The 24,297-nt window shown below is 63.1% G+C and carries 18 protein-coding genes; 5 read left to right on the top strand and 13 right to left on the bottom strand.

All coding sequences use genetic code 11. The annotated features are described in order from the left end of the window. Positions 1–70: 70 nt before the first annotated feature. Positions 71–3,022, top strand: a complete 2,952-nt coding sequence (locus HWQ56_RS08980) for an HD domain-containing phosphohydrolase (protein WP_176570245.1) — start codon at positions 71–73, stop codon at positions 3,020–3,022. 112 nt (positions 3,023–3,134) lie between these two features. Here the strand turns inward: HWQ56_RS08980 and HWQ56_RS08975 are convergent, their stop codons facing one another. Next, entirely contained in the window at positions 3,135–3,479 is a 345-nt protein-coding gene (locus HWQ56_RS08975; protein ID WP_176570244.1) for a YggL family protein, read from the bottom strand. 227 nt (positions 3,480–3,706) lie between these two features. Between HWQ56_RS08975 and dacB the strand changes: the two genes are divergently transcribed. Then, positions 3,707–5,173: a D-alanyl-D-alanine carboxypeptidase/D-alanyl-D-alanine endopeptidase gene (gene dacB / locus HWQ56_RS08970; protein ID WP_158156809.1), complete on the top strand. Its 1,467-nt coding sequence runs from the start codon at positions 3,707–3,709 to the stop codon at positions 5,171–5,173. A gap of 831 nt (positions 5,174–6,004) precedes the next feature. Here dacB and HWQ56_RS08965 read toward each other — a convergent pair. After that, the gene (locus HWQ56_RS08965) at positions 6,005–8,392 is read right to left on the bottom strand and encodes a sensor domain-containing diguanylate cyclase (protein ID WP_158153973.1); all 2,388 of its coding nucleotides are present in this window, start codon (positions 8,390–8,392) and stop codon (positions 6,005–6,007) included. A 195-nt stretch (positions 8,393–8,587) separates the two neighbouring features. After that, positions 8,588–10,852: a bifunctional 23S rRNA (guanine(2069)-N(7))-methyltransferase RlmK/23S rRNA (guanine(2445)-N(2))-methyltransferase RlmL gene (rlmKL, locus tag HWQ56_RS08960; protein WP_158153974.1), complete on the bottom strand. Its 2,265-nt coding sequence runs from the start codon at positions 10,850–10,852 to the stop codon at positions 8,588–8,590. Between the two features lie 535 nt (positions 10,853–11,387). Between rlmKL and rmf the strand changes: the two genes are divergently transcribed. Beyond that, entirely contained in the window at positions 11,388–11,603 is a 216-nt protein-coding gene (rmf, locus tag HWQ56_RS08955) for a ribosome modulation factor (protein WP_008368461.1), read from the top strand. Between the two features lie 107 nt (positions 11,604–11,710). On the opposite strand, the gene HWQ56_RS08950 is transcribed toward rmf, so the two are convergent. The 9 genes from HWQ56_RS08950 to ppsA form a co-directional block, all read right to left on the bottom strand. Further along, on the bottom strand, positions 11,711–12,736 hold the full coding sequence (locus tag HWQ56_RS08950) for a quinone-dependent dihydroorotate dehydrogenase (protein WP_176570243.1): 1,026 nt from the start codon (positions 12,734–12,736) through the stop codon (positions 11,711–11,713). A 155-nt stretch (positions 12,737–12,891) separates the two neighbouring features. Further along, positions 12,892–13,875 (bottom strand): OmpA family protein, encoded by a 984-nt coding sequence (locus HWQ56_RS08945; RefSeq protein ID WP_158153976.1) that lies wholly within the window; start codon positions 13,873–13,875, stop codon positions 12,892–12,894. Positions 13,876–13,983: 108 nt separating this feature from the next. Further along, positions 13,984–14,574 carry an RNA polymerase sigma factor SigX gene (gene sigX / locus HWQ56_RS08940; protein ID WP_008368464.1) on the bottom strand — a complete coding sequence of 197 codons (591 nt, stop codon included), beginning with the start codon at positions 14,572–14,574 and terminating at the stop codon, positions 13,984–13,986. A gap of 90 nt (positions 14,575–14,664) precedes the next feature. Further along, entirely contained in the window at positions 14,665–15,489 is an 825-nt protein-coding gene (locus tag HWQ56_RS08935; RefSeq protein WP_158153977.1) for a mechanosensitive ion channel family protein, read from the bottom strand. Positions 15,490–15,491: 2 nt separating this feature from the next. Next, entirely contained in the window at positions 15,492–15,734 is a 243-nt protein-coding gene (locus HWQ56_RS08930) for a CrfX protein (protein WP_158153978.1), read from the bottom strand. A gap of 98 nt (positions 15,735–15,832) precedes the next feature. Next, a complete protein-coding gene (locus tag HWQ56_RS08925) occupies positions 15,833–16,828 on the bottom strand; it encodes a zinc transporter ZntB (protein WP_158153979.1) in 996 nt (331 codons plus the stop codon). Between the two features lie 30 nt (positions 16,829–16,858). Continuing rightward, the gene (gene rraA / locus HWQ56_RS08920; protein WP_158153980.1) at positions 16,859–17,347 is read right to left on the bottom strand and encodes a ribonuclease E activity regulator RraA; all 489 of its coding nucleotides are present in this window, start codon (positions 17,345–17,347) and stop codon (positions 16,859–16,861) included. A gap of 150 nt (positions 17,348–17,497) precedes the next feature. Continuing rightward, positions 17,498–18,487: an alpha/beta fold hydrolase gene (locus HWQ56_RS08915; RefSeq protein WP_158153981.1), complete on the bottom strand. Its 990-nt coding sequence runs from the start codon at positions 18,485–18,487 to the stop codon at positions 17,498–17,500. 159 nt (positions 18,488–18,646) lie between these two features. Further along, positions 18,647–21,022: a phosphoenolpyruvate synthase gene (ppsA, locus tag HWQ56_RS08910; protein ID WP_158153987.1), complete on the bottom strand. Its 2,376-nt coding sequence runs from the start codon at positions 21,020–21,022 to the stop codon at positions 18,647–18,649. Between the two features lie 176 nt (positions 21,023–21,198). Here ppsA and ppsR point away from each other — a divergent pair, with 176 nt between their 5' ends. Continuing rightward, entirely contained in the window at positions 21,199–22,017 is an 819-nt protein-coding gene (gene ppsR / locus HWQ56_RS08905) for a posphoenolpyruvate synthetase regulatory kinase/phosphorylase PpsR (protein ID WP_158153982.1), read from the top strand. 21 nt (positions 22,018–22,038) lie between these two features. Here the strand turns inward: ppsR and prpD are convergent, their stop codons facing one another. Further along, a complete protein-coding gene (prpD, locus tag HWQ56_RS08900; RefSeq protein ID WP_158153983.1) occupies positions 22,039–23,523 on the bottom strand; it encodes a 2-methylcitrate dehydratase in 1,485 nt (494 codons plus the stop codon). Positions 23,524–23,760: 237 nt separating this feature from the next. Here prpD and rloA point away from each other — a divergent pair, with 237 nt between their 5' ends. Continuing rightward, positions 23,761–24,297 (top strand): retropepsin-like aspartic peptidase RloA, encoded by a 537-nt coding sequence (gene rloA, locus HWQ56_RS08895; protein ID WP_158153984.1) that lies wholly within the window; start codon positions 23,761–23,763, stop codon positions 24,295–24,297.

Genomic DNA, 24,297 nt, shown 5'->3' with positions numbered 1-24,297 from the left:
TGAGGCTCTGCACGCTGTGCCCTGGCTCTGCCCGGCGAGCGGTGAACGCATCCTCAAGGAGTGATTCGCGATGCCCAGGCTCACAGAACGCCGCTTTCCCCTGCATGTGCATATCAGCGCCATGTTCACGCTGTTGTTATTGCTCACCGGCACCGTGCTGGGCCTGTTCAATTACCGACAGACGTCGCAGATCATCCTGTCCAGCAGCCAGAGCCTGTTTTCACGCATAGACCAGGATGTACGCCTGGACATCGACCACACCTACCAGCCCATCCGCCACCTGCTCAGCCTGCTGGCGCTCAACGATGCCGCCCAGGCCACCACCCTTGAGCAACGCCTGGCACTGCTGGAGCCCATGGCCCAGTCGCTGGCCGACAACCCCAACCTGGCATCGCTGTACACTGGCTACGGCAATGGTGACTTCTTCATGGTGCGGCCGTTGCGCACCGATGACCTCAGGCAGCGCTTCGGCGCCCCCGCGGCCGCGGCGTATCAGGTGTGGAGCATCGAACACGACGCCACCGGCGCGCGCCACGCCCAGTCGCTGATGCTGGACCGCACCCTGAACCTCATCGGCCATCAAGACCTGCCCGACGACCAGTACGACCCGCGTACCCGCGCCTGGTTCAGCCAGGCGCTCACCGACCGCGGGCAAGTGACCACCGACCCTTACGTATTCTTTTCCAGCCATGCGGTCGGCACCACCCTGGCGGTGCGGGTCAGCGACCATGTGGTACTGGGCGCCGACCTGACCCTGGAAGACCTCAGCGCCACCCTGGCCAAGCACCGGGTCACGCCCCACACCCAGATCGCCCTGTTCGACCACAACGACAACGCTGTGGCCTACCCCGACAGCCAACGCCTGGTCAGCCGGGACGGCAGCGTGGAGCTGACCAAAGTCGCCGACCTGGCGCCAGCATTGGCTGCCCTGCTGGCGCGGGGCGACGCCGAAGGCAACCGCCTGCACGCCGACGGCCGAGACTGGGTGGTGTCACGCAGCACCATCGACCAGGGCGGCCCGGACGGCCTGCAACTGGCCCTGCTGGTGCCCGAGGACGAGTTGCTGGCCGACGCCTATCGGCTGCGTTGGCAAGGGGCGCTGGTGACCCTGACGATTTTGCTGCTGTGCCTGCCGGTGGGCTGGCTGACCTCGCGCCTGCTGGTCAAGCCGCTGTATGCGCTGGTCAAGGAAGCAGATGCCATCCGCAGCTTCAACTTCAAGCGCCCCGCCAGCCAGCGCTCGCCCGTGCTGGAAGTGGACCAACTGACCGAGTCCATGCAGCGCATGAAACAGACGCTGGCAAGCTTCTTCGAGATTACCGCCAGCCTGTCGGCCGAAACCCGCTTCGAACCGCTGCTCAAGCGCGTGCTCCAGGAAACCGTGAGCCTGAGCGACGCCCAGGCCGGCATCATTTACCTGTACGACAGCGACACCGGCCAGGTAAAGCCCAGCGGCCTGATCATCAACGACAAACTGCGCAACGTGACCCGCTACGGCCTGACCAGCCACACCCTGAACGGTAGCGACACCCCGGCCTGGCTGGGCACGCTGGACGGCCAGCAGAACAGCGTGGTCACCTCGATCGGCTTTGACCAGGCCCGCGAACTCAAGCAGATCATGCTCAAGCTCGACAGCCCACGCCTGGACCTGATCGGCGTACGCCTGCACAACCGCCGTGGCGAAACCATCGGGGTACTGGTGCTGCTGCACCGCGACACCGGCAGCCGCAGCGATCTGGTCAAGTTCAGCCCTGACCGTATCGCCTTCATCCTGGCGGTGTCGGGCGTGGCCGCCGCCAGCATCGAAGGCCAGCGCCTGCAAGTGCGCCAGCAACAGTTGCTGGACGCCTTCATCCAGATCATCGCCGGCGCCATTGACGCCAAGAGCCCTTACACCGGTGGGCACTGCCAGCGCGTACCGGTGCTGACCAAGCTGCTCGCTCGGGCCGCCGCCGACAGCCAGGCCGCGCCGTTCGCCGACTACCAACCCACTGACGAAGAGTGGGAGGCCCTGCACATCGCCGCCTGGCTGCATGACTGCGGCAAGGTCACCACCCCCGAATACGTGGTGGACAAGGCCACCAAGCTTGAGACCCTCTACGATCGTATCCACGAGGTTCGCACGCGCTTTGAAGTCCTCAAGCGCGACGCCTGGATCGACTACTGGCAGCACCTGGCCGAAGGCGGCGACGCGGCGGCCCTGGCCGACGCCCGCGACGCGCAGTTGCAGGCCCTGGACGACGACTTTGCCTTCGTCGCCCGCTGCAACCTGGGCGGCGAATTCATGGACCCCGACAGCCAGCAGCGCCTGGCACGCATCGCCGAGCGGACCTGGCTGCGCACCCTGGACGACCGCCTGGGGGTGTCCTGGGAAGAGAACCGCCGCCAGGAGCGCCGCCCGGCGGCGGAACTGCCGGTGCGCGAACCGCTGCTGGCGGACCGCCCCGAGCACCTGTTCGAACGCCCGGACTACGAGCGCATGCCGGACGACAACCCCTGGGGCTTCAACATGAACGTGCCCCAGCACAAATTCAACCGTGGCGAACTGTACAACCTGAGCATCGGCCGGGGCACCCTGACGGCCGAAGAGCGCTACATCATCAACCACCACATGGTGCAGACCATCCTGATGCTCAGCCGCCTACCCTTCCCCAGCCATCTGCAGAACGTCGCGGAAATGGCTGGCGGGCACCACGAGAAAATGGACGGCACCGGCTACCCCCGGGGCCTCAACCGCGAGCAGATGAGCCTGCCGGCGCGAATGATGGCCATCGCCGATATTTTCGAAGCGCTGACCGCCGCCGATCGGCCGTACAAGAAAGGCAAGACCCTCAGCGAGGCGCTGGGGATCATGGCCTTCATGTGCCGCGACGCGCACATCGATGCCGAGCTGTTCGAGCTGTTCCTGCGCAGCGGGGTGTACCTGGAATACGCCCAGCAGTATTTGCCGGCGCCGCAGCTGGATGAGGTGGACATCGAGCAGGTGCTGGTCAAGGCGGGGGTGACCGTACAGCCCGCGTGAATCTATACCTGGTAGTGCGCGGCGCCTGGGACGCGGCCGGGTCCGCTGCTACGGCGGTGACACCAGGCACAAAAAAGCCGCTGGGGTCAGCGGCTTCTTCGTATGATTCGGATCAGGCGACCGGGTTGATCGGCTTTTCCGGGTACCAGGCGTCCAGCAGCGGGCTGACTTCGATCTTGGTCAGTTCGTCGCGGCCCTTGAGCCAGGCTTCGACGGCTGCGCGCTGCTCTTCGGTGACCGAGCCACGCTCGACGGTGCACACCAGGCCGACGTCGTCGGTGCCGACGTAGTCCAGGCCATTGGCGTCCATGGCTTCAGCCAGGAACGCGTCGAGGAATGCGTCGATTGCCTGGTCGTCCAGGTTTTCCTTGAAGTCCAGGTTCAGTTCGAAACCCAGCTCCTGGAATTCATCCACGCAGAGTTTTTTGCGCAGACGGCGGGAACGGTTAGTGGCCATGAAACAATCCTCTTGAGTATTAACGCGCGGCACTTTACCAGTTTCGGCACGCGGCTGCCTGACTGATACCGATAAACCCGCCCAAGTGTCGAAAAAATCATGAAATACGCGCCAGCCGAGCCAAAGCGCCAATCCCTTGGGGCATAATGCCGACTCTTTATGTCCGGGGGCTTTCACCTTTTCGCGCCCTCTTTTTTTCACCCCTCGCCTGCAGGGTTCCATTGCTCATGATCAAATCGTTTCGCCCTCTACTGCTCGCCGGCCTGATGCTGCCCCTGGCCTTGCCTGTTCACGCCGCGCCCATCATCACCGCGCTACCGGCCAAGGTGCAGCAGGCGCTCAAGACTAACAAGATCGCTGACAACGCACTGTCCCTGGTGATGGTGCCGCTCACGGGCCCAGGTACCCCCACGGTGTTCAACGCCGATGTGTCGGTGAACCCGGCCTCCACCATGAAGACCATCACCACCTTCGCCGCGCTGGAGCTGCTGGGCCCCAATTATCAGTGGAAGACCGAGTTCTATACCGACGGCACCCTCAGCAACGGTGTGCTGCACGGCAACCTGTACCTCAAGGGCGGTGGCGACCCCAAGCTGAACATGGAAAAGCTCTGGTTGCTGATGCGCGACTTGCGCGCCAACGGCGTGCAGCAGGTCACGGGTGACCTGGTGCTGGACCGTAGCTACTTCATCCAACCCAACCTGCCTGAGTTCAACGACGACGGCGGCGATGAAAACGCGCCGTTCCTGGTGCGGCCTGACGCCCTGATGGTCAACCTCAAGGCGCTGCGTTTCGTGGCCCGCAACGATGGCGGCAAGGTGATGGTGTCGGTGGAACCACCGATCGCCACTGTCCATGTCGACAACCAGGTCAAGGCCTTGGCGGGCAAGCAGTGCAGCGGCGACGTGCGCTACAACCCGGTGACGGCGCCGGACGGTAGCATCAGCGTGGTGGTCAGTGGCGGCCTGGCGGATGGTTGCAGTTCCCAGACCTACCTGTCCGTGCTTGACCACCCCACCTATGCCGCGGGCGCAGTACGGGCAATCTGGAACGAGCTGGGCGGCACCATCGCCGGCCGCGACCGCGAGGCCGTGGTGCCCAAGGACGCCAAGCTGCTGGCCCGGGCGTTCTCCCCGGACCTGGCGGAAATCATCCGAGACATCAACAAATACAGTAACAACACTATGGCCCAGCAGCTGTTCCTCAGCATCGGCGCGCGTTACCGTACCGACGCTGATGGCGACGACGCCAAGGCGGCGCAGCGGGTGATCCGCGCCTGGATGGCACGCAAGGGCATTCCGGCCAGCCACCTGGTGCTGGAAAATGGCTCGGGGTTGTCCCGTGACGAGCGCGTCAGCGCCCGGGAACTGGCGACCATGCTGCAAGTGGCCTGGAAAAGCCCATACGCCGCCGAGTTCATGAGTTCGTTGCCGATCATCGGCACCGACGGCACCATGCGCAAACGCCTGAAGACCACCGCGCTGGCCGGCGAAGGCCACGTCAAGACCGGCACCCTGAACAACGTCCGCGCCATTGCCGGCTTCAGCCGCGATGACAATGGCAACACCTGGGCCGTGGTGGCCATCTTGAACGACTCCAAGCCTTGGGGCGCCTCGTCGGTACTGGACCAGGCGCTGCTGGACCTGTACCGCCAGCCCAAGGTCGGGGAGCAAGGGGTTTCCTTGAATCCTTGACGGCCCGCCGCCGCTATCTATGCGCCCGGGCGCCAGCTCGGGAAGCAGGCGCTACGGTGCGTCAGGGATACCGCGGGGTGGCCTTCCCGGGCTTCGCCCGGTCCCACAGGGTCAACCCCACCATCGCGGCCATACTCCGTGGGACCGGGCGCCAGCTCGGGAAGCAGGCGCTGCGGTGCATCAGGCACACCGCGAGGTGGCCTTCCCAAGCTTCGCCCTGTCCCACAGGGTCAACCCCACCGCGGCCGTTCTCTGTGGGACCGGGCGCCAGCTCGGGAAGCAGGCGCTGCGGTGCGTCAGGGATACCGCGGGGTGGCCTTCCCGGGCTTCGCCCGGTCCCACAGGGTCAACCCCACCATCGCGGCCATACTCCGTGGGACCGGGCGCCAGCTCGGGAAGCAGGCGCTGCGGTGCATCAGGCACACTGCGAGGTGGCCTTCCCAAGCTTCGCCCTGTCCCACAGGGTCAACCCCACCGCGGCCGTTCTCTGTGGGACCGGGCGCCAGCTCGGGAAGCAGGCGCTGCGGTGCATCAGGCACACTGCGAGGTGGCCTTCCCAAGCTTCGCCCTGTCCCACAGGGTCAACCCCACCGCGGCCGTTCTCTGTGGGACCGGGCGCCAGCTCGGGAAGCAGGCGCTGCGGTGCGCCAGGGATACCGCGGGGTGGCCTTCCCGAGCTTCGCCCGGTCTCACAGGGTGAACCGCCATTGCGGCCGTTCTCTGTGGGACCGGGCGCCAGCTCGGGAAGCAGGCGCTGCGGTGCGCCAGGGATACCGCGGGGTGGCCTTCCCGAGCTTCGCCCGGTCCCACAGGGTCCTTCCCCCTCCCGCCTCAGGGCAGCTCTGGTTCTACCCGGTCCCTGCCCGCTTGCTTGGCCGCATACACGCCGGAGTCGGCGCGCAGTAGCAGCGCATCGGCGCCTTCCCCGCGGCGCCAGCTGGCGACACCAAAGCTGGCGGTGACGATACCGACACCGTCGATGGGCGTGTGCCGCAGCCCTTGCCACAGTTCCAGCGCCAGGGCATGGGCCTGTTCGGTGCTGCTGCCGGGGCAGAGCACCATGAATTCCTCACCACCCAGCCGGCAGAACACATCCGTGCGCCGCAGGCGATGGCCGATCTTTTCGCAGATGCCTTGAAGCACCCGGTCGCCCACGGCATGGCCAAACTGATCGTTAATACGCTTGAAATGGTCGATGTCCAGCATGATCACCGCCAGGTGCAGGTGATCGCGCTCGGCCCGATCCAGCTCGGCCTTGAGGCGCTCCTGAAAGTAGCGCCGGTTGTGAATACCCGTCAGCACATCGGTGACCGATAGCGCCCGCAGCTCTTCTTCCACGCGCTTGAGGTCGGTGATATCGGTCAGGTAGCCGTGCCACAACGTGCCGCCACCGGCCAACGGCTCGGGTGTCGCTTCACCGCGCACCCAGCGCAGGCCCTGGCGGGGCAGAAGCACACGGTACTCTTCGCGCCACGGCGTCAGGTGCTGGGCCGAGAAACGAATGGAGTCCAGTACCCGTTCACCATCGTCGGGGTGGATGCGCTCCATGACACGCCGACCGTCGTCACGCAGCACACTGGGCTCCATTTCGTAGATGTCGCGGATACCTTCGCTGGCCCAACTGAAGCTGGTGTGGCCATCCGGGTCCAGCCGGAACTGGTAAATGCCACCCGGCACCTCGGCGCTGAGCTTCTGCAACAGTTGGTCCCGTGCGGCCAGGGCCTCGTGCACGCGCTTGCGCTCGGTGATGTCGATGCAGATCGCCAGGTGCCCTACCCACATACCCTGCTCGTCCAGCAAGGTGGTGGCCAGCATGTTCACCGCCACCGTACTGCCGTCACGCCGCACCAGGGTCCACTCCCGTGCCTGATGATTGCCTTCGCCGGGGGTCTCCACCAGCATCGCCTGGGCCAGCGGGATATCGCGCTCATAATAGGCCGTGAGGGTACAGGCGCGAGCTACCAGTTCTTCGCTCAAGTGCAGGTTCTGCAAGGTCAAGTGGCCGACCGCGTCACTGGCGGCATAGCCCAGCATGCGTTCGGCGCCGGCGTTGAAGGTGGTGATCAGGCCGTGCAGGTCGGTGGCGATGATCGCGACCTGGGTGGCGGCATTGAGCACACTGCGCAACTGGTTGTGGGTAACGCGCAAGGCCTGCTCGCTGCTGCGCAGTTGCGACGTACGTTGCTCCACCAGCTTCAGGGCACGCTGACGCTGGCTGACCAGGCTGTACAGCAACGCGCTGAGCAACAGGCTGAGCAGGGCCCCCAGCGTGACCACCACGGTGACGGGGGAAGAATGGTTGGCCTCGACGAACAGAGTGCTGGGGCTGATGTCCAGCTGGTAGTCGCGGTCGGCAAGGTGCAGCAGGTGCGACGCCGCCAGGGGTTGCGGCACCACGGTGTTGCTCGATTCATACAGCACTTCGTGGTTGCCGGCCAATGACAAGTCGAGGATGCGCACGTGCAGGTTGTCGTCGTTCTGCGCAGGCAGCCCCTCCCCCATCAGTTGCCCCAGGCTGACCACCGCTGAAACGAACCCCAGGGGCGGTTCGCCAGGCTTGCCCGGCACTGGAGCGACCATCAGCACCCCACGACTGAAACGCGGGCTGACCCCCACCAGGTTGACGGGCGGGGTCACCGCCAGCGTGCCGGTGTGCAAGGCGCGCATCAGGGTCTCGTGGCGCGAGGCCTGGGAGTTGACGTCGAAGCCCAGGGGCAAGCGCTGCCGCGTCTGGGACTGGGTATAGAACACCGGGTAATACTCGTCCCGCGGGCCGGCGGGCACCAGGCTGCCGTCAGCGGCCTGGTCACGAATGGCAAAATCGGCGATGCCTTCTGCGCGGGCGCGCTGCTCGAACGCCGGGCGTTCGGCGGCCGTGACACGTGGTAGCCATGAATAGGCCTGGGTACGCATCAGCAACGGCCCGGCATAGCCCTCGTATTCACGGCGGGTGACGTCATCGGAATAGCTGAAGAAACGCCGCAGGCCATCCAGGCGCTGGGTCTGGTCCTCGAAACGCTCCTCGATTCGGCTGAAGCGCTCGTTGGCCAGCAATTCAAAGCGCTGACGCAATTGGCGCTGGTACAGCTCCGCCGTGCCCACCGCCAGCAGGCTGGTCACCAATGCACCGGCAGCCAACGCCAGGGAAGCGATCAGCCACGCCGAAGCATCTTCACTGATAAAGCCAAGTATTTTGGGGCGAACGGCATGCAACGACATAAGCGGAACTCACAACGCCGGCGTGCTTCGGTTGTCACATTGGCTTTGGCTCAGTTATAGCTATTTGCCAGTAGTTTGCCTAGTGAGCCATCAAGCGAAAATGTTGATCGGTCGTGCAGCAAAAAGGGCTCCTGGGAGCCCTTTTTACAATCTAGCCAAAACTGTACGACAGGCGCGCCTGCCGTGGGCTACCGCTCATCGGGCCTGAATCTTCCAGGCACGGTGGATCTTGCTGTTGCGGGCAAAGTCAGGGTCCAGGGTCTGGGCACTGATTTCCTCTACCTGGTAACGCTCACCCAGGTGCTCGTCGAGCTGGAACTTGCGGAAATTGTTGGAGAAATACAGCACCCCGTCCTTGGCCAGGCGTGCGACGGCCAGGTCCAGCAACTCGACGTGGTCGCGCTGCACATCGAACACCCCTTCCATGCGCTTGGAGTTGGAGAAGGTCGGCGGGTCGATGAAGATCAGGTCGTACTCGTCGCGGCTGGCTTGCAACCAGGCCATCACGTCACCCTGTTCCAGGCGGTTCTTGTCGGAGAACCCGTTGAGCGACAGGTTGCGGCGCGCCCAGTCCAGGTAGGTTTTCGACAGGTCGACGCTGGTGGTGCTGCGGGCGCCGCCCTTGGCCGCGTGCACGCTGGCGGTGGCGGTGTAGCAGAACAAGTTGAGGAAACGCTTGCCCGCAGCCTCGCGCTGAATGCGCAGGCGCATGGGGCGGTGATCCAGAAACAGACCGGTGTCCAGGTAGTCGGTCAGGTTGACCAGCAGCTTGACGCCGCCTTCCTGCACCTCAGTGAACTGCCCCTGGGCAGCCTGGCGCTCGTACTGCTTGGTACCGCTCTGGCGCTCGCGACGTTTGATGATGACGCGGCTCTTGTCGATGTTCAGCGCCTGGGGAATGGCGGCCAGGGCATCGAACAGGCGGGCCTGGGCCTTTTCCGGGTCGATGGACTTGGGCGCCGCGTATTCCTGCACGTGCACCCAGTCGTGGTACAGGTCGATGGCCAGGGCGTACTCGGGCATGTCGGCATCATAAACGCGGTAGCAGTCGACTTTCTCGCGACGGGCCCACTTGCCCAGTTGCTTGAGGTTCTTCTGCAAGCGGTTGGCGAACATCTGCCCGCCTTCGCTCAGGCGCGCCTGCTCGACCACCACGGGCGCCGGCTTGATCGGGTTACCGTTCTTGTTGACCCGTGCATACGGATCGGCGGCAGGCACGGCGGCCTGCTCCTGGGCCTGCTCGCGCTCCACCTGGCGCTGCTCAGGGGTGCGACGCTCGCCGGTGACGAACTGGTCGGGCAGCACCTTGATCAGCAGCAGTTTGCACGGCAGCGCGCCATTCCAGAAGGCGTATTGCTTGTGGCTGCGAATGCCCATGCGCTTGCCCAGGTCCGGGGCACCGGTGAACACCGCGGCTTCCCAGTTCAGGCACGCCTGGCGCAGGCGTTCGCCCAGGTTCTGGTAGAGGTACAGCAGGCTGGCTTCATCCCCCAGGCGCTCACCGTAGGGAGGGTTACAGATCACCAGGCCTTTCTGGTTCTGGTCCGGGCGCGGCTCGAACGTCGCGACTTCACCCTGGTAGATCTTGATCCAGTCACTGAGGCCCGCCCTCTCGACGTTGTTGCGGCCCGGCTGAATCAGCCGCGGGTCGGCTTCATAGCCGCGGATCCACAGCGGCGGTTTGGCCAGGCCGGCTTCGGCACGGGCCAGGGCTTCGTCATGCAGCTTGCGCCACAGGGCCGGGACATGGCCCAACCAGGCACTGAAGCCCCAGCGCGTGCGCTTCAGGTTAGGGGCGATGTCGGCGGCGATCATGGCCGCCTCCACCAGGAAGGTACCCACGCCACACATGGGGTCGGCCAGCGCGCCGCCCTGGGCGGCGATCCGCGGCCAGCCAGCACGGATCAGCACCGCAGCAGCCAGGTTTTCCTTCAGGGGCGCCGCGCCCTGCTGCAGGCGGTAGCCGCGCTGGTGCAGGCTGTGCCCGGACAAGTCCAGGGACAGGATCGCCTCGCCACGGTCCAGGCGCAGGTGCACACGCAGGTCAGGGTTGAGCTTGTCGACGCTGGGGCGTTCACCCTCGGGGGTGCGCAGCTTGTCGACGATGGCGTCCTTGACCTTCAAGGCGCCGAAATGGGTGTTGTCGATACCCGAACCATGGCCGCTGAACTCGACCGCCAAGGTGCCATCGGGCAGCAGGTGGTCTTGCCATTCCACGTCGTGGACGCCGTGGTAAAGGTCTTCGGCGTCCTTCATGGCGAAGCGCTTGAGCACCAGCAGCACGCGGTTGCCCAGGCGCGACCACAGGCACAGGCGGTAAGCCGTTTCCATGTCGGCCATGCCGCGCACGGCAGAGGTATGCTCACGGGCCTCTTCAAGGCCAAGCGCGGTGGCTTCCTCGATCAGCAGGCCTTCGAGGCCCTTGGGGCAGGTGAGGAAGAGTTCGTAACGATCCGACATGGGGTATCCAGGGTCTTGAGCCATAAGTGAAAGGGCAACGCATCACCCTTCCCGAGTTTAACCAGGCGCCTTTCTGAAGAAGCGCCCGTGTGACACCACCATGGTGCCGACCGCCGGGACCGATATCGGCCGTCAAAAAGCCTTTGATCGCCCCGGCAGAAAAAAATTCTGCAAAAAGACGAGGGTGAAAATGACCCTTCGTCGCTTAATACTGAAAAGCATTTCGCCATCATTTTCGATGGCATTTTCCCGCCATTCGCGCTGTAGCCCTGATCATAGCGGGCTTTCGCGCATCTCTGGCTTGAACGCATCCGCTTACTTATGGTTCGCACACCATAATCATTACGTGCTTATGACAAAACGGTCGTTCACACCGGCCAACGCATTGTTTAGAAATCTAACCAGGCCGCACCGCAATGGTACGGCACCACTGCTCGCCACGCCGGCAGCGAGCACCAAAACCGGCAGAAAGACTCTGCCCGGCCTCAGACGAGGCCGACGGGACATAACAGTCAACAGACGAGGGCAACACCCTATGAGAAGACTTAAGCGTGATCCGTTGGAACGAGCATTTTTACGCGGATACCAATACGGCATCCATGGCAAATCCCGCGAGCTTTGCCCTTTTACTCTACCGTCGGTTCGCCAAGCCTGGATCAATGGCTGGCGCGAAGGACGCGGCGACAACTGGGACGGTATGACCGGCACTGCGGGTATCCACAGACTCAACGAACTTCACGCGGTCGGCTGACGAGGACGATTTTTCTCTTACATTCACATCGCTGATTAACCATGCGCGCCCCAACGGGCGGCGGGCGAGAGCCCAGGGGCCCTTCTAGAGGGCCCCTTTTTTAAGCGTCACGTGCGCGGCAGTGCCGCAATGGCATCCACCGCCTCGCGGATCAGTGCTGGACCCTTGTAGATAAAGCCCGAATACAACTGCACCAGGCTGGCACCGGCAGCGATCTTCTCGGCCGCATGCTTGCCTTCGGTGATGCCGCCTGCGGCGATGATCGGCATGCGCCCGGCCAATTCGCCAGCCAGCACCTTGACGATATGGGTGCTCTTCTCGCGCACCGGCGCGCCCGACAGCCCCCCCGCCTCATCACCATGGGCCAACCCTTCCACGCCTTCACGGCTCAGGGTGGTGTTGGTGGCGATCACCGCATCCATGCCCGCGCCCAGCAGGGCCTGGGCCACTTGCACGGTTTCCTCGTCGCTCATGTCCGGGGCAATCTTGATCGCCACCGGCACACGCTTGCCATGCAGGCTGGCAAGGGCTTCGCGGCGCTCGGCCAGGGCATCGAGCAACTGCTTGAGCGACTCGCCGAACTGCAGGCTGCGCAGCCCCGGGGTGTTGGGCGAACTGACGTTGACGGTGATGTAGCTGGCGTGGGCGTAGACCTTGTCCAGGCAGATCAGGTAGTCGTCCACGGCGCGCTCGACCGGGGTGTCGAAGTTCTTGCCGATATTGATGCCCAGCACGCCCTTGTACTGCGAAGCGCGCACGCGTTTGAGCAGGTTGTCGACGCCCAAGTTGTTGAAGCCCATGCGGTTGATGATGGCCGTGGCTTCAGGCAGGCGGAAGATCCGCGGCTTGGGGTTGCCAGGCTGAGGGCGCGGGGTGACGGTGCCGATCTCGACGAAACCGAAACCCAGCTGGGCGAAACCGTCGATGGCCGCGCCGTTCTTGTCCAGGCCCGCGGCCAGGCCCACCGGGTTGTCGAACGACAGCCCCATCACCTGCACCGGCAACCGCGCCGGCGCCTTGGTCAGCAAACCGTTGAGCCCCAGGCGGCCACCTGCGCCGATCAGGTCCAGGGACAGGTCGTGGGAGGTTTCCGGAGAGAGTTTGAACAACAGCTGGCGGGCCAGGTTATACATGGGCGGGCATGACTCGTTGGAAGAACGTGGGGGGCGTGATTATAGGCCCTTTGGGTAGCCGCAAGCTACCGGCGGCGAACGGCAAGGCACGCCCCCTCAACGTTCGGGCGAAAAAAAACCCGGCCGAGGCCGGGTTTTTTTCAAGCGCTACCCAATTACTTGGATTGAGCTTCTACTTCAGCTTCTACGCGACGGTTAACGGCGCGGCCAGCTTCAGTTTTGTTGTCAGCCACTGGACGGCTTTCGCCGTAACCGATGGAGTCAACACGGTTGCCCTGGATACCGTACTGGTTGACCAGAACGTTTTTAACGGCAGCAGCGCGACGCTCAGACAGCTTCTGGTTGTAGGCGTCTGGACCGACGTTGTCGGTGTGGCCTTCAACACGAGTAGTGGTCTGTGGGTACTGCTTCATGAAGTCAGCCAGGTTCTTGATGTCAGCATAGCTGTTTGGCTTGACGACCGACTTGTTGAAGTCGAACTTCACGTCCAGCTGAACGCGAACGGTTTCAGCAACTGGAGCTGGAGCTGGCTCTTCAGCCACTGGAGCCGGAGCTGGTTCTGGAGCAGGAGCCGGAGCCTTGCCACCGTTACCACCGAAGTTCACACCCAGGCCAACGGTAGGCGCGTAGTCCCACTTGCCGTTGTCCAGCTTGTAGTCAGCATCGATACCGGCACGAGCGTACAGGTTGTCGGTGATGTACCACTTGGCGCCAGCGCCGATGGTAGCGAAAGTGGAGCTGTCGCGACCGCTGTGGCCGTCAGCTTGCACGTTGCTCAGGCTCTGGTGCGCGAAGCCACCGGAAACGTATGGACGAATGGCATCGCCAACAGTACCGAAGTGGTACATGGCGGTCAGGGAGCCAGTGTCACCGTGGATTTTCTGGCTGCCAGTACCATCGTTCGAACGAGTGTAGTTGGTCTTGCCGTAGCCCAGGATGACTTCAACGTCGTCGGTCAGGAAGTAGCCCAGGGAACCGCCGGCGGTGCGGCCGTCTTCCACGTGCTTGACGCTGTCGTTGTAGTTCTTCTGGTAGAAGGCTTCACCTTCGACCGCGCCTTGGCCTTGTGCCAAAGCGCCGAAAGAAGTTGCGGCAACAAGAGAACCAATGGCAATGCCTAAGGTGTTTTTCAGTTTCATCCGTTAAATCCCCATCTGGTGATTGTTAAGCAGTACCCCGTTACACGGGGACAACTCGGCGGCAAGTCTAGCAGAACTCGCCCCACGTTTAGAGATATTTGCACCGAACTAAGTTTCGGCAATGCCCGCAAATTTCTCACGTAGCTTGTCGAGCGCGCGTTTGTATCGCATTTTCGTCGCGCTCAAGCCCATGTGCATGATGTCCGCAATCTCTTGAAATTCAAGCTCTGCGACGAATCGAAGCACAAGTATTTCTCGGTCGATCGGGTTGACATGTATCAGCCAACGATCCAATCCACCACGCTCCTCCGGTTTCGGCGCCTTCTCTTCGGAAGCCTCCTCGAGCGGATCAAGGCTCAGGGCATCCATGAGGCGGCGCTTGCGCCGTTCCTTACGGTACTGCGTGATACATTCGTTGTACGTGATGCTGTAGAGCCAGGTCTTGAACTTCGATTTTCCCTCGAAGTTCTTCAGGCCGTAGAGGACCTTCAGCATCACCTCCTGACAGACATCGTCAGCGTCACGATCGTTCCCTAAATAACGTGCACAAACGTTGAAGAGGGTGCGCTGATAGCGTCGCATCAGCTCCTCATAGGCGCGCGTGACGTGGAAAAGTTCCACATGCGAACGCGCCACCAGCTCCTCGTCTGTGAGCGTGCGGGGGTCGTAACGCAGGGGCAACGAATGAACTTTATTCAAAACAGGTCGGGCCGGCAGTCAGGTCAATATCCACCATGGCCCGACACCCGGGCCATTTTGCGGCGGCATACAGTAGCAGAAAACGCCGGCTCAGCGGCTACTTACCCGCTGTTCCAGAAGGATCCGATTGGACAGGGAAACCAGTTCCCCATCGTCCGTCAGCAGCGTCGTCTTGACCGTGCCGATCTCTTCGATCTGGCCTTCAACCTCTCCAACCCGCACTTGTTGCCCCACTTGATACAATTCCCGCACGTAAATTCCTGCCAGGATCTGCCCGGCGATTTCTCGACTTCCCAGGCCCATGGCCAGTGCCACGGCCAGACCAACGGTAATCAGAACAATGACGATCACATGGTTCAGCAGGTCGGTCTTGACCTCGAGCTGGCTAATGGCCACCGAGATACTGATGATGATGACCATCCACTGTGCCACTCGCCCGAGGCCGGCCGAATAATCCAGCCCCACCCCTTCGGCAGCGCCACGCACCAGGCCGTTGACCACTTGCGCCAGCAGCACACCCACCAGCAACACCAGCGCAGCACCAAAAACCTTGGGCAAATAGAGCGCCAGCATGTCGAGCGTAGCTGAAACTCGCTGCAAGCCAAGGGATTCGGCAGCGGACACCAGAAAAATCAGCAACACGAACCAGTAGACGATCTTGCCCACCAGGGTCGAGATCGGTACCTGAATGCCGCCGCGGCTCATCAGCTTGGTCAGGCCGGTGCCGGCCATCAGGCGGTCAAGGCCCAGCTTGGCGAGCAATTTGGATAGCAGCGTGTCGAGCAGCTTGGCGACCACGAAGCCCAGCAGCAGCACCACCAACGCACCGAACAGGTTGGGGATGAAATTCGCGACCTTAGTCCAGAGTGCGGTCATGGCCGTCACCAGGCTCTGAGTCCAGAGATCAAGTTGCATAGTCAATCAGCCTTATCAGCAGTACGAGGTTTGCGTCGCGAGACCGGTGCCACATGGCCAGATCCATTGTCCACGGCGATCATGAAGGCCTGCAACCAGCGGCCCATCAAGCTGAACAGATCTCCCGCGCCTACCTGCCGGTTGGCGGTCTTGAGTACCCTACCCAGGCATGCGTCGTCGTCCCGCTCCGCGGAGGAGGACGCCTTGAGCATGTCACGCAATGATTCTTCAAACGGATCGTGCATTCGGCACCTCACGAATTATCCTTCAAAGACGAGAGCTTCCTGGGACGGGTCACATAAGGCACAGGGGGTTATGCAACCATATGTGTCCTGAACGGCAGCTAAACCCAGCGCAATCGGCGGAAAAGCCACCACTGCCCCAGCGCCACGACCACCATCAACACGCAGGCCACCAGGAACCCGTAGGGGTTGGTGGACAAGGGAATACCGCCAACGTTGATGCCCAGCAGCCCGGTCAGGAAACTCATGGGCAGGAACACCCCGGTGATGATGCCGAAGCGGTACATGGTGCGGTTCATGCGCTCGTTCAGGCGCCGGTCCTCGGCCTCCAGCACCAGCCCTACGCGCTCGCGGGTCAGTTCCAGCTCTTCCAGGTAACGGGTCAGGCTGTTGTTGAGTTCGTTCCAGTAGTCGGCGTCGTCGTCCACGAACCAGGGCAACTTGTTGCGCGACAGCTGCGCGAATATCTCCCGCTGCGGGGCCAGGAAACGACGCAGGCCCGCGGCGCGGCGGCGGATCTGCAGGATGCTGCCGTGTTCAGGCGCATACCGTTCGTCGGCGTCGATCTTGTCTTCTTCGTTGTCGATGATTTCGCCCAGGTCGCTGACCAGGGTCTGGACTTTTTCGGTGAGGTACTGGGCCAGGTAGAGAATCAGCTCCGAGGCGGTACGCGGCCCCCTGCCCTGTTGCAGCAGCACCATAAGTTCGTCGGTGGCGCGCAACGGGCGCAGGCGCAGGGAAATGACCCGCTGGGCTTCGGCGAAGATGCGCACCGAGACCATGTCTTCAGGCTCGGCGCCGGGATTGAGGTTGACGCCACGCAGGAACAGCAGCAATTGGTCATCGGGCAGCGGCAACAGGCGCGGACGGGTATTCTCCTCCAGCAACAGGTCGCAACTGAACTCGTTCAGGCCGCTGTCTTCGCGCAACCAGGCCTGTGTCAGCGGGTGGCCGCGATCCCAGTGCAGCCACAGGCTCTGCTGTGGCTCCAGCACCAGGTCGTCGATCTCGTCACGGGCAAGCAAACGCGCGCCACCTTTACCATCCAGCACCAGGGCATGTACCAGCCCCCGCTGCGCGTTTTCTTCCTCGTACATCCACACCCCATCAACCAATTGCAAAAAGAATCACTCTGGCATCTTCAATGCGCTGGGCGACACGATAACCCCATTGTTGTCGGCGTAAATGAATTCTCCCGGCGTGAACGTGACACCGGCGAAGGTCACCGGCACGTTCAGGTCACCGATACCGCGCTTCTCGGTGCGCAGCGGGTGGCTGGCCAACGCCTGCACCCCCAGGTCAACCTGGGCGATGACGTCCACATCGCGGATACAGCCGTAAATGACGATGCCCTCCCAACCGCTCTTGGCGGCCTTCTCGGCCAGCATGTCACCCAGCAGCGCGCAGCGCAGCGAGCCGCCGCCATCGACCACCAGCACCTTGCCCTTGCCGTCCTTGTCGACCTGCTCCTTGACCAGCGAGTTGTCTTCGAAGCACTTGATGGTGACGATCTGGCCACCAAAGGAGTCGCGACCACCGAAATTGCTGAACATGGGCTCCAGCACCTTGACCAGCTCGGGGTAGGCGTCGCACAAATCGGGGGTGAGGTAATGCATGGGGTAACTCCTGTCAGCTGAGGACAACGACGATCGAAGTGGCGAACGCTCATTGAGTGACGAGCCGATACGCCGCGCATTTACCCTGCACCGACCAGCAGCGGCCGGCGCAATCGTCACAGCTTAGCCTTCCCGCCGCTGACCGTGAAGTCACGCGCCCAAGGGGAGCGCCGATGCCTGTGGCAGCAGCGGTGCCAACGGGTCGTTCAACCAGCGCCCTACCAAGGGCCAGACCTCGGCCTGGGCCGGCTTGCTGACCAGCATCTCGACGTGGCCGAAGTTGTCGGCGAAGCCGTGGTCGCGCCCCAGTTGCACGAATTGACGGTACTCGCCGCCGAAGGCTTCGAACAACTTGCGGCAGGCCCATGGCGGGTCCTGGTGGTCGCCCGTGGCCGCCACCGCCAGCAACGGTACCTGCACCTCGGCCAGGCCCGCCCACCAGTCGTGCTTGCCGTCGCCAAAGCGGCCAAACAGGCCATGCCAGCGCATGGCCTCCAGGGCCAGGCCGATGGGCTCGTCCTCAGGGCCGCGCTTGAGGCGCGAACCGGAAATATGCGCGAAGCGCTTGAGCAGCAACCGCGCGCTCCATTCCACCGGCGGCATTTTCAGCGGCCAGTAGGTACGGCTGACCTGGCAGCCGAACAGCGCGGCCGAGGCGACGTTGTCCTGCGCCAGGTAACCGCCACCCAAGGCGGCCGCCAGGCTGATGCCGCCTAGGGAGTGGCCGACCCAGTGGGGCTTCTGGCCACTCTGTTCCTGAACGAAGGCACCGATGGCCGGCAGGTCGAAGCGCGCATAGTCAGCGACACGGTTCTTGGCGTAGGCCAGGTTGCGTGGCGACAGCCCGTGGCCGCGCATTTCCGGGATCCACACGTCGAACCCGGCCCGCGCCAGCCAGGCACCCAGGCCGATGCCCCGGGGCGAGACCCAGAACCTGCGGTTGGAAAAACTGCCATGAAGCAGAATGACCGGCACGCCGCCGGGCTGCGCCTGATCGGCCATGCCCAGGCGGGTCACGGCCAGTTCCACGCTGGCATCAGGGCTGTTGGCGGCCTTGATGCGGTAAACGTCTTCGCTCAGGTCGCCACGCCGCTCGGCGCTGAGCAAGGCGACCGGGAAGAGATTGCTGCTGCTTTGCATAGGGTGCTTTTACAGAAAGGGTTAACAGAAACACATCAGGGTGAAGGATACAGAAATGCTGTGGGAGCTGGCGTGCCAGCGAGCTTTCGTTCAGGAAAAAGCTCGCTGGCACGCCAGCTCCCACAGAAAAACAGCCCCTGCCAGGCAGGGGCTGGACGCTTACGCGGCGCCTTGGCCTTCGGCCAGGAAGAACCAGGTCTCCAGCACCGAGTCCGGGTTCAGCGACACGCTTTCGATGCCCTGCTCCATCAGCCATTTGGCCAGGTCCGGGTGGTCGGAAGGGCCCTGGCCACAGATGCCGATGTACTTGCCAGCCTTGTTGCAGGCGGCGATGGCACTGGCCAACAGCTTCTTGACCGCCGGGTTACGCTCATCGAACAGGTGGGCGATGATGCCCGAGTCGCGGTCCAGGCCCAGGGTCAGCTGAGTCATGTCGTTGGAGCCGATGGAGAAACCGTCGAAGAATTCCAGGAACTCGTCGGCCATCAGCGCGTTGGACGGCAGCTCGCACATCATGATCACGCGCAGGCCGTTGACGCCACGGCCCAGGCCGTTCTCGGCCAGCAGGTCGACCACCTGGCTCGCCTCGCCCAGGGTGCGCACGAACGGCACCATGATCTCGACGTTGGTCAGGCCCATGTCGTTGCGCACGCGCTTGAGCGCACGGCACTCGAGTTCGAAGCACTCGCGGAACGACTCGCTGATGTAGCGCGACGCACCACGGAAGCCCAGCATGGGGTTCTCTTCTTCCGGCTCGTAGAGCTTGCCGCCGATCAGGTTGGCGTATTCATTGGACTTGAAGTCCGACAGGCGCACGATGACCTTCTTCGGCCAGAACGCCGCGGCCAGGGTACTGATGCCTTCCACCAGCTTGTCGACGTAGAAGTCCACCGGCGCGCTGTAGCCGGCGATGCGCTTGTCGACGCTGTCCTTGATGTCGGCAGGAAGGCCGTCGTAGTTCAGCAGCGCCTTGGGGTGCACGCCGATCATGCGGTTGATGATGAATTCCAGGCGCGCCAGGCCGACACCGGCGTTGGGCAGCTGGGCGAAGTCAAAGGCACGGTCGGGGTTGCCGACGTTCATCATGATCTTGAACGGCAGGTCGGGCATGGCGTCCACCGAGTTCTTTTTGATGTCGAAGCCCAATTCGCCTTCGAAGATGTACCCGGTGTCCCCTTCGGCGCATGAAACGGTCACGCCCTGGCCGTCGACCAGTAGCTGGGTGGCATTGCCGCAACCGACCACCGCCGGAATACCCAGTTCGCGGGCAATGATGGCCGCGTGGCAGGTACGCCCGCCACGGTTGGTGACGATGGCGCTGGCACGCTTCATCACCGGCTCCCAGTCCGGATCGGTCATGTCGGAGACCAGCACGTCGCCCGGCTGCACCTTGTCCATCTCGGACACGTCCTTGATGATGCGGACCTTGCCGGCGCCGATGCGCTGGCCGATGGCACGACCCTCCACCAGCACGGTGCCTTTTTCCTTCAGCAGGTAGCGTTCCATGACGTTGGCCTGGGAACGGCTTTTCACGGTTTCCGGGCGGGCCTGCACGATGTACAGCTTGCCGTCGTCACCGTCCTTGGCCCATTCGATGTCCATCGGGCACTGGTAGTGCTTCTCGATGATCATCGCCTGTTTGGCCAGTTCGCTGACTTCAGCGTCGGTGAGGCAGAAACGCGCGCGGTCGGCCTTGTCGACGTCGACGGTCTGCACCGACTTGCCGGCCTTGGCTTCGGCGCCGTAGATCATCTTGATGGCCTTGCTGCCCAGGTTGCGGCGCAGGATGGCCGGACGGCCGGCTTCCAGGGTGTGCTTGTGCACGTAGAATTCGTCGGGGTTGACTGCACCTTGCACCACGGTTTCACCCAGGCCGTAGGCGCCGGTGATGAACACCACGTCGCGGAAGCCAGACTCGGTGTCCAGGGTGAACATCACGCCGGCGGTACCGGTTTCCGAACGCACCATGCGCTGCACACCGGCGGACAGGGCCACCAGCTTGTGGTCGAAGCCCTGGTGCACGCGGTAGGAAATGGCGCGGTCGTTGAACAGCGAGGCGAACACTTCCTTGGCCGCACGGATGACGTTGTCCACGCCGCGGATGTTCAGGAAGGTTTCCTGCTGGCCCGCGAAGGAGGCGTCCGGGAGGTCTTCGGCGGTGGCCGAGGAACGCACGGCCACGGCGATGTCCGGGTTGCCCTTGGACAATTCGGCGAAGTGGGTGCGAATTTCGGCGTTCAGTTGCTCGGGAAACTCGGCGTCCATGATCCATTGGCGGATCTGCGCGCCGGTCTTGGCCAGGGCATTGACGTCATCCACGTCCAGGGCGTCGAGCGCCTTGTGGATCTGGTCGTTGAGACCACTTTGCTCGAGAAAATCGCGATAAGCCTGAGCCGTAGTGGCGAAGCCACCGGGTACCGATACGCCGGCACCGGCAAGGTTGCTGATCATCTCGCCAAGGGATGCGTTCTTGCCCCCCACATGCTCAACATCGTGTTTGCCGAGCTTATCGAGGGAAACTACGTACTCTACCAAGGTGATCTCTCCACTGACGTTGTTGGAATAGCTCAGGGTGCTGCGGCTGCCGTTGACGGCGCGTGGGCGACCATGGCCTGGACCTGGAAAATAAGTGAGAATGCCAGACACTCAGGGCCGGCAAATCGGGCCTATCATATCCAAGAATCGTCACCAGCTTAAGGCCCAGGGCGCAAATGAAACGATCTGCTTTCTTTATTTCCGACGGCACCGGTATCACCGCCGAGACACTGGGCCAGAGCCTCCTGGCACAATTTGAAAACATTACGTTCAACAAGTTCACACGCCCCTACATCGACAGCGTAGACAAAGCGCGCAACATGGTTCGGCAAATAAACGATTCAGCTGAGCGAGATGGCGTACGTCCGATCATTTTCGACACTATCGTGAACCAGGACATTCGTGAAATCCTGGCCACTTCCAATGGTTTCATGATCGATATCTTTTCCACTTTCCTCGCGCCATTGGAGCAAGAGCTCAGTGCCCATTCGTCGTATTCGGTGGGCAAGTCCCACTCCATCGGGCACAACTCCAACTACATGGAGCGTATCGAAGCGGTGAATTTCGCCCTGGACAACGACGACGGTGCTCGTACTCACTATTACGACAAGGCCGATCTGATTCTGGTCGGTGTTTCCCGTTGCGGCAAGACGCCCACCTGCCTGTACATGGCCATGCAGTTCGGCATCCGCGCGGCCAACTACCCGCTGACCGAGGACGACATGGAGCGCCTGGAACTGCCTGCCGCGCTGAAGGCCCACCGGCACAAACTGTTCGGCCTGACCATCGACCCCGACCGGCTGACGGCTATTCGCCACGAGCGCAAACCCAACAGCCGTTATTCCAGCTTCGCCCAGTGCGAGTTCGAAGTGCGTGAAGTAGAAAGCCTGTTCCGCCGGGAAAACATCCCCCACATCAATTCCACGCATTTTTCCGTGGAAGAAATATCGGCCAAGATACTGGTGGAAAAAGGCGTCGAGCGCCGCTTCAAATAGCCCCACCCGGCCCCAGGCGGGCTACGGGACGAACAGGTCTACAAACCGCTGCACCGCCATTTCCTCCAGCTTGTCCTGGTCCCGGCACGCTTCCAGTATTTTCAGGCAGCGCTGCCCCACGAAACGGGTCGCCAGGTGGGTGCGGAACTTGTCCAGCAACAGCGGCATGCCCTCCCCCCGTCGGCGCCGATGACCGATAGGAAAATGCACCTCGACCTGCTCGGTGCTGCTGCCGTCACGGTAGAACACCTGCACGGCGTTGGCGATCGAGCGCTTGTCGGGCTCCAGGTACTCGCGGCTGTACACCGGGTTTTCGACGATTTGCATCTTGTCGCGCAACTGGTCGATGATGGGATGGGCGGCATGGAAGGCATCTTCGTAATGTTCGGCTACCAGGGTGCCGAACGCCAACGGCACGGCCACCATGTATTGCAGACAATGGTCGCGGTCGGCGGCGTTGGCCAGCGGCCCCACCTTGGAAATGATGCGGATCGCCGATTCATGGGTGGTGATGACGATGCGGTCGATCTCGCTCAGCCGCCCCCGTACCTGCGGGTGCAAGGTCACCGCGGCCTCGCAGGCGGTCTGGGCATGGAATTCGGCCGGAAAACTGATCTTGAACAGCACGTTTTCCATCACGTAACTGCCCAGGGGCCGCGCCAGGCGCAGGTGCCGGTCGGCTTCAGGCTTGAGGGCCAGGTCCTTGTTGGTGTGGCTGAACAGTACGTCGTTGAACCCCCACTGCGGCGCTCCCAGCACCCCGGGGATGCCCATTTCACCGCGCAGGGCAATATCGGCCAGGCGCACCCCACGGCTGCTGGCGTCCCCCGCCGCCCAGGACTTGCGCGAACCGGCGTTGGGCGCATGGCGGTACGTGCGCAGTGCCTGGCCGTCGACGAAGGCGTGGGACAGCGCCGACAGCAGCTGATCGCGGCTGGCCCCCATCAGCCAGGCGCTGACCGCGGTGCTGGCGACCTTCACCAGCAACACATGGTCCAGGCCCACGCGGTTGAACGCGTTCTCCAGCGCCAGCACACCCTGGATCTCGTGGGCCATGATCATCGCCTCCAGTACCCGGCGCATGGGCAGCGGGGGCTCGCCATCGGCCACACGGCGCTGGGACAAGTGGTCGGCTACCGCCAGGATGGCCCCCAGGTTGTCCGACGGATGCCCCCACTCCGCCGCCAGCCAGGTGTCGTTGTAATCCAGCCAGCGCACGATACAGCCGATGTCCCAGGCCGCCTTGACCGGGTCCAGGCGCCAGGCTGTGCCCGGCACCCGCGCGCCGTTTGGCACCACGGTACCCTCCACCAGCGGCCCCAGGTGCTTGGTGCATTCGGGAAAGCGCAGGGCCAGCAGGCCACAGCCGAGGGTGTCCATCAGACAGTAACGGGCGGTGACCAGCGCTTCGGCAGAATCGACGCCATACCCGAGTACATAGTCGGCAATCTCCTGCAACAAAAGCTCGTAATCGGGGCGGTTGTTGCTGTCGGCGTTGAGACTCATGGGGGTACTCCTGGGGATCGACCGGAACGTACGGTGCTGGCCTCATGGCCGCTGCCACCGGTCAGCTGCGCTGAAGACCGCCGAGACGGATCACCACAGCCTAGTAAAAACGCCACCCCACGCAACCTTCGGCCTCGGCGCGGGTCAACATGGCGCCCCCCGCGCCCCTGCGCTGGCGTCATAAAACCATCATGCTAGAATGCGCGGCCCGCCATGTGGGGCCAACCACCGGGAACCATGACCATCAAGCCTCTGCATAGCCTTTTCTGCCTGTTTTTCGTGCCAGGCCTGGCCACGGCCGCGGAAAAGACCACCTACGGCCTCAACGAATACGCCCGCCTGGACGACATCGACCTGCAAGTGGCGGCCAAGCTCGACACCGGCGCCAAGACCGCCTCGCTCAGTGCGCGCGACATCAAGCGCTTCAAGCGCAACGGCGAACACTGGGTGCGCTTCTACCTGGCCATCGACTCGGCCCACAGCCACCCCATCGAACGCCCGCTGGCCCGGGTCAGCCATATCAAGCGTCGGGCTGGCGACTACGACCCCGAGCAGGGCGAGCATTACACCGCACGCCCGGTGATCAACCTGGACGTGTGCATGGGCACCGAGCTGCGCTCCATCGAAGTCAACCTGACCGACCGCAGCGCCTTCCAGTACCCCCTGTTGATCGGCAGCGACGCGCTCAAGCATTTCAACGCCCTGGTCGACCCCAGTCTAAAATACGCAGCCGGCAAGCCTGCCTGCAGCAACGACGCTCATACCGCAGAGTAA

It is taken from the genome of Pseudomonas eucalypticola (assembly GCF_013374995.1).
Classification (GTDB): Bacteria; Pseudomonadota; Gammaproteobacteria; order Pseudomonadales; family Pseudomonadaceae; genus Aquipseudomonas; species Aquipseudomonas eucalypticola.
This window is presented reverse-complemented; position numbering and strand designations above follow the sequence as displayed.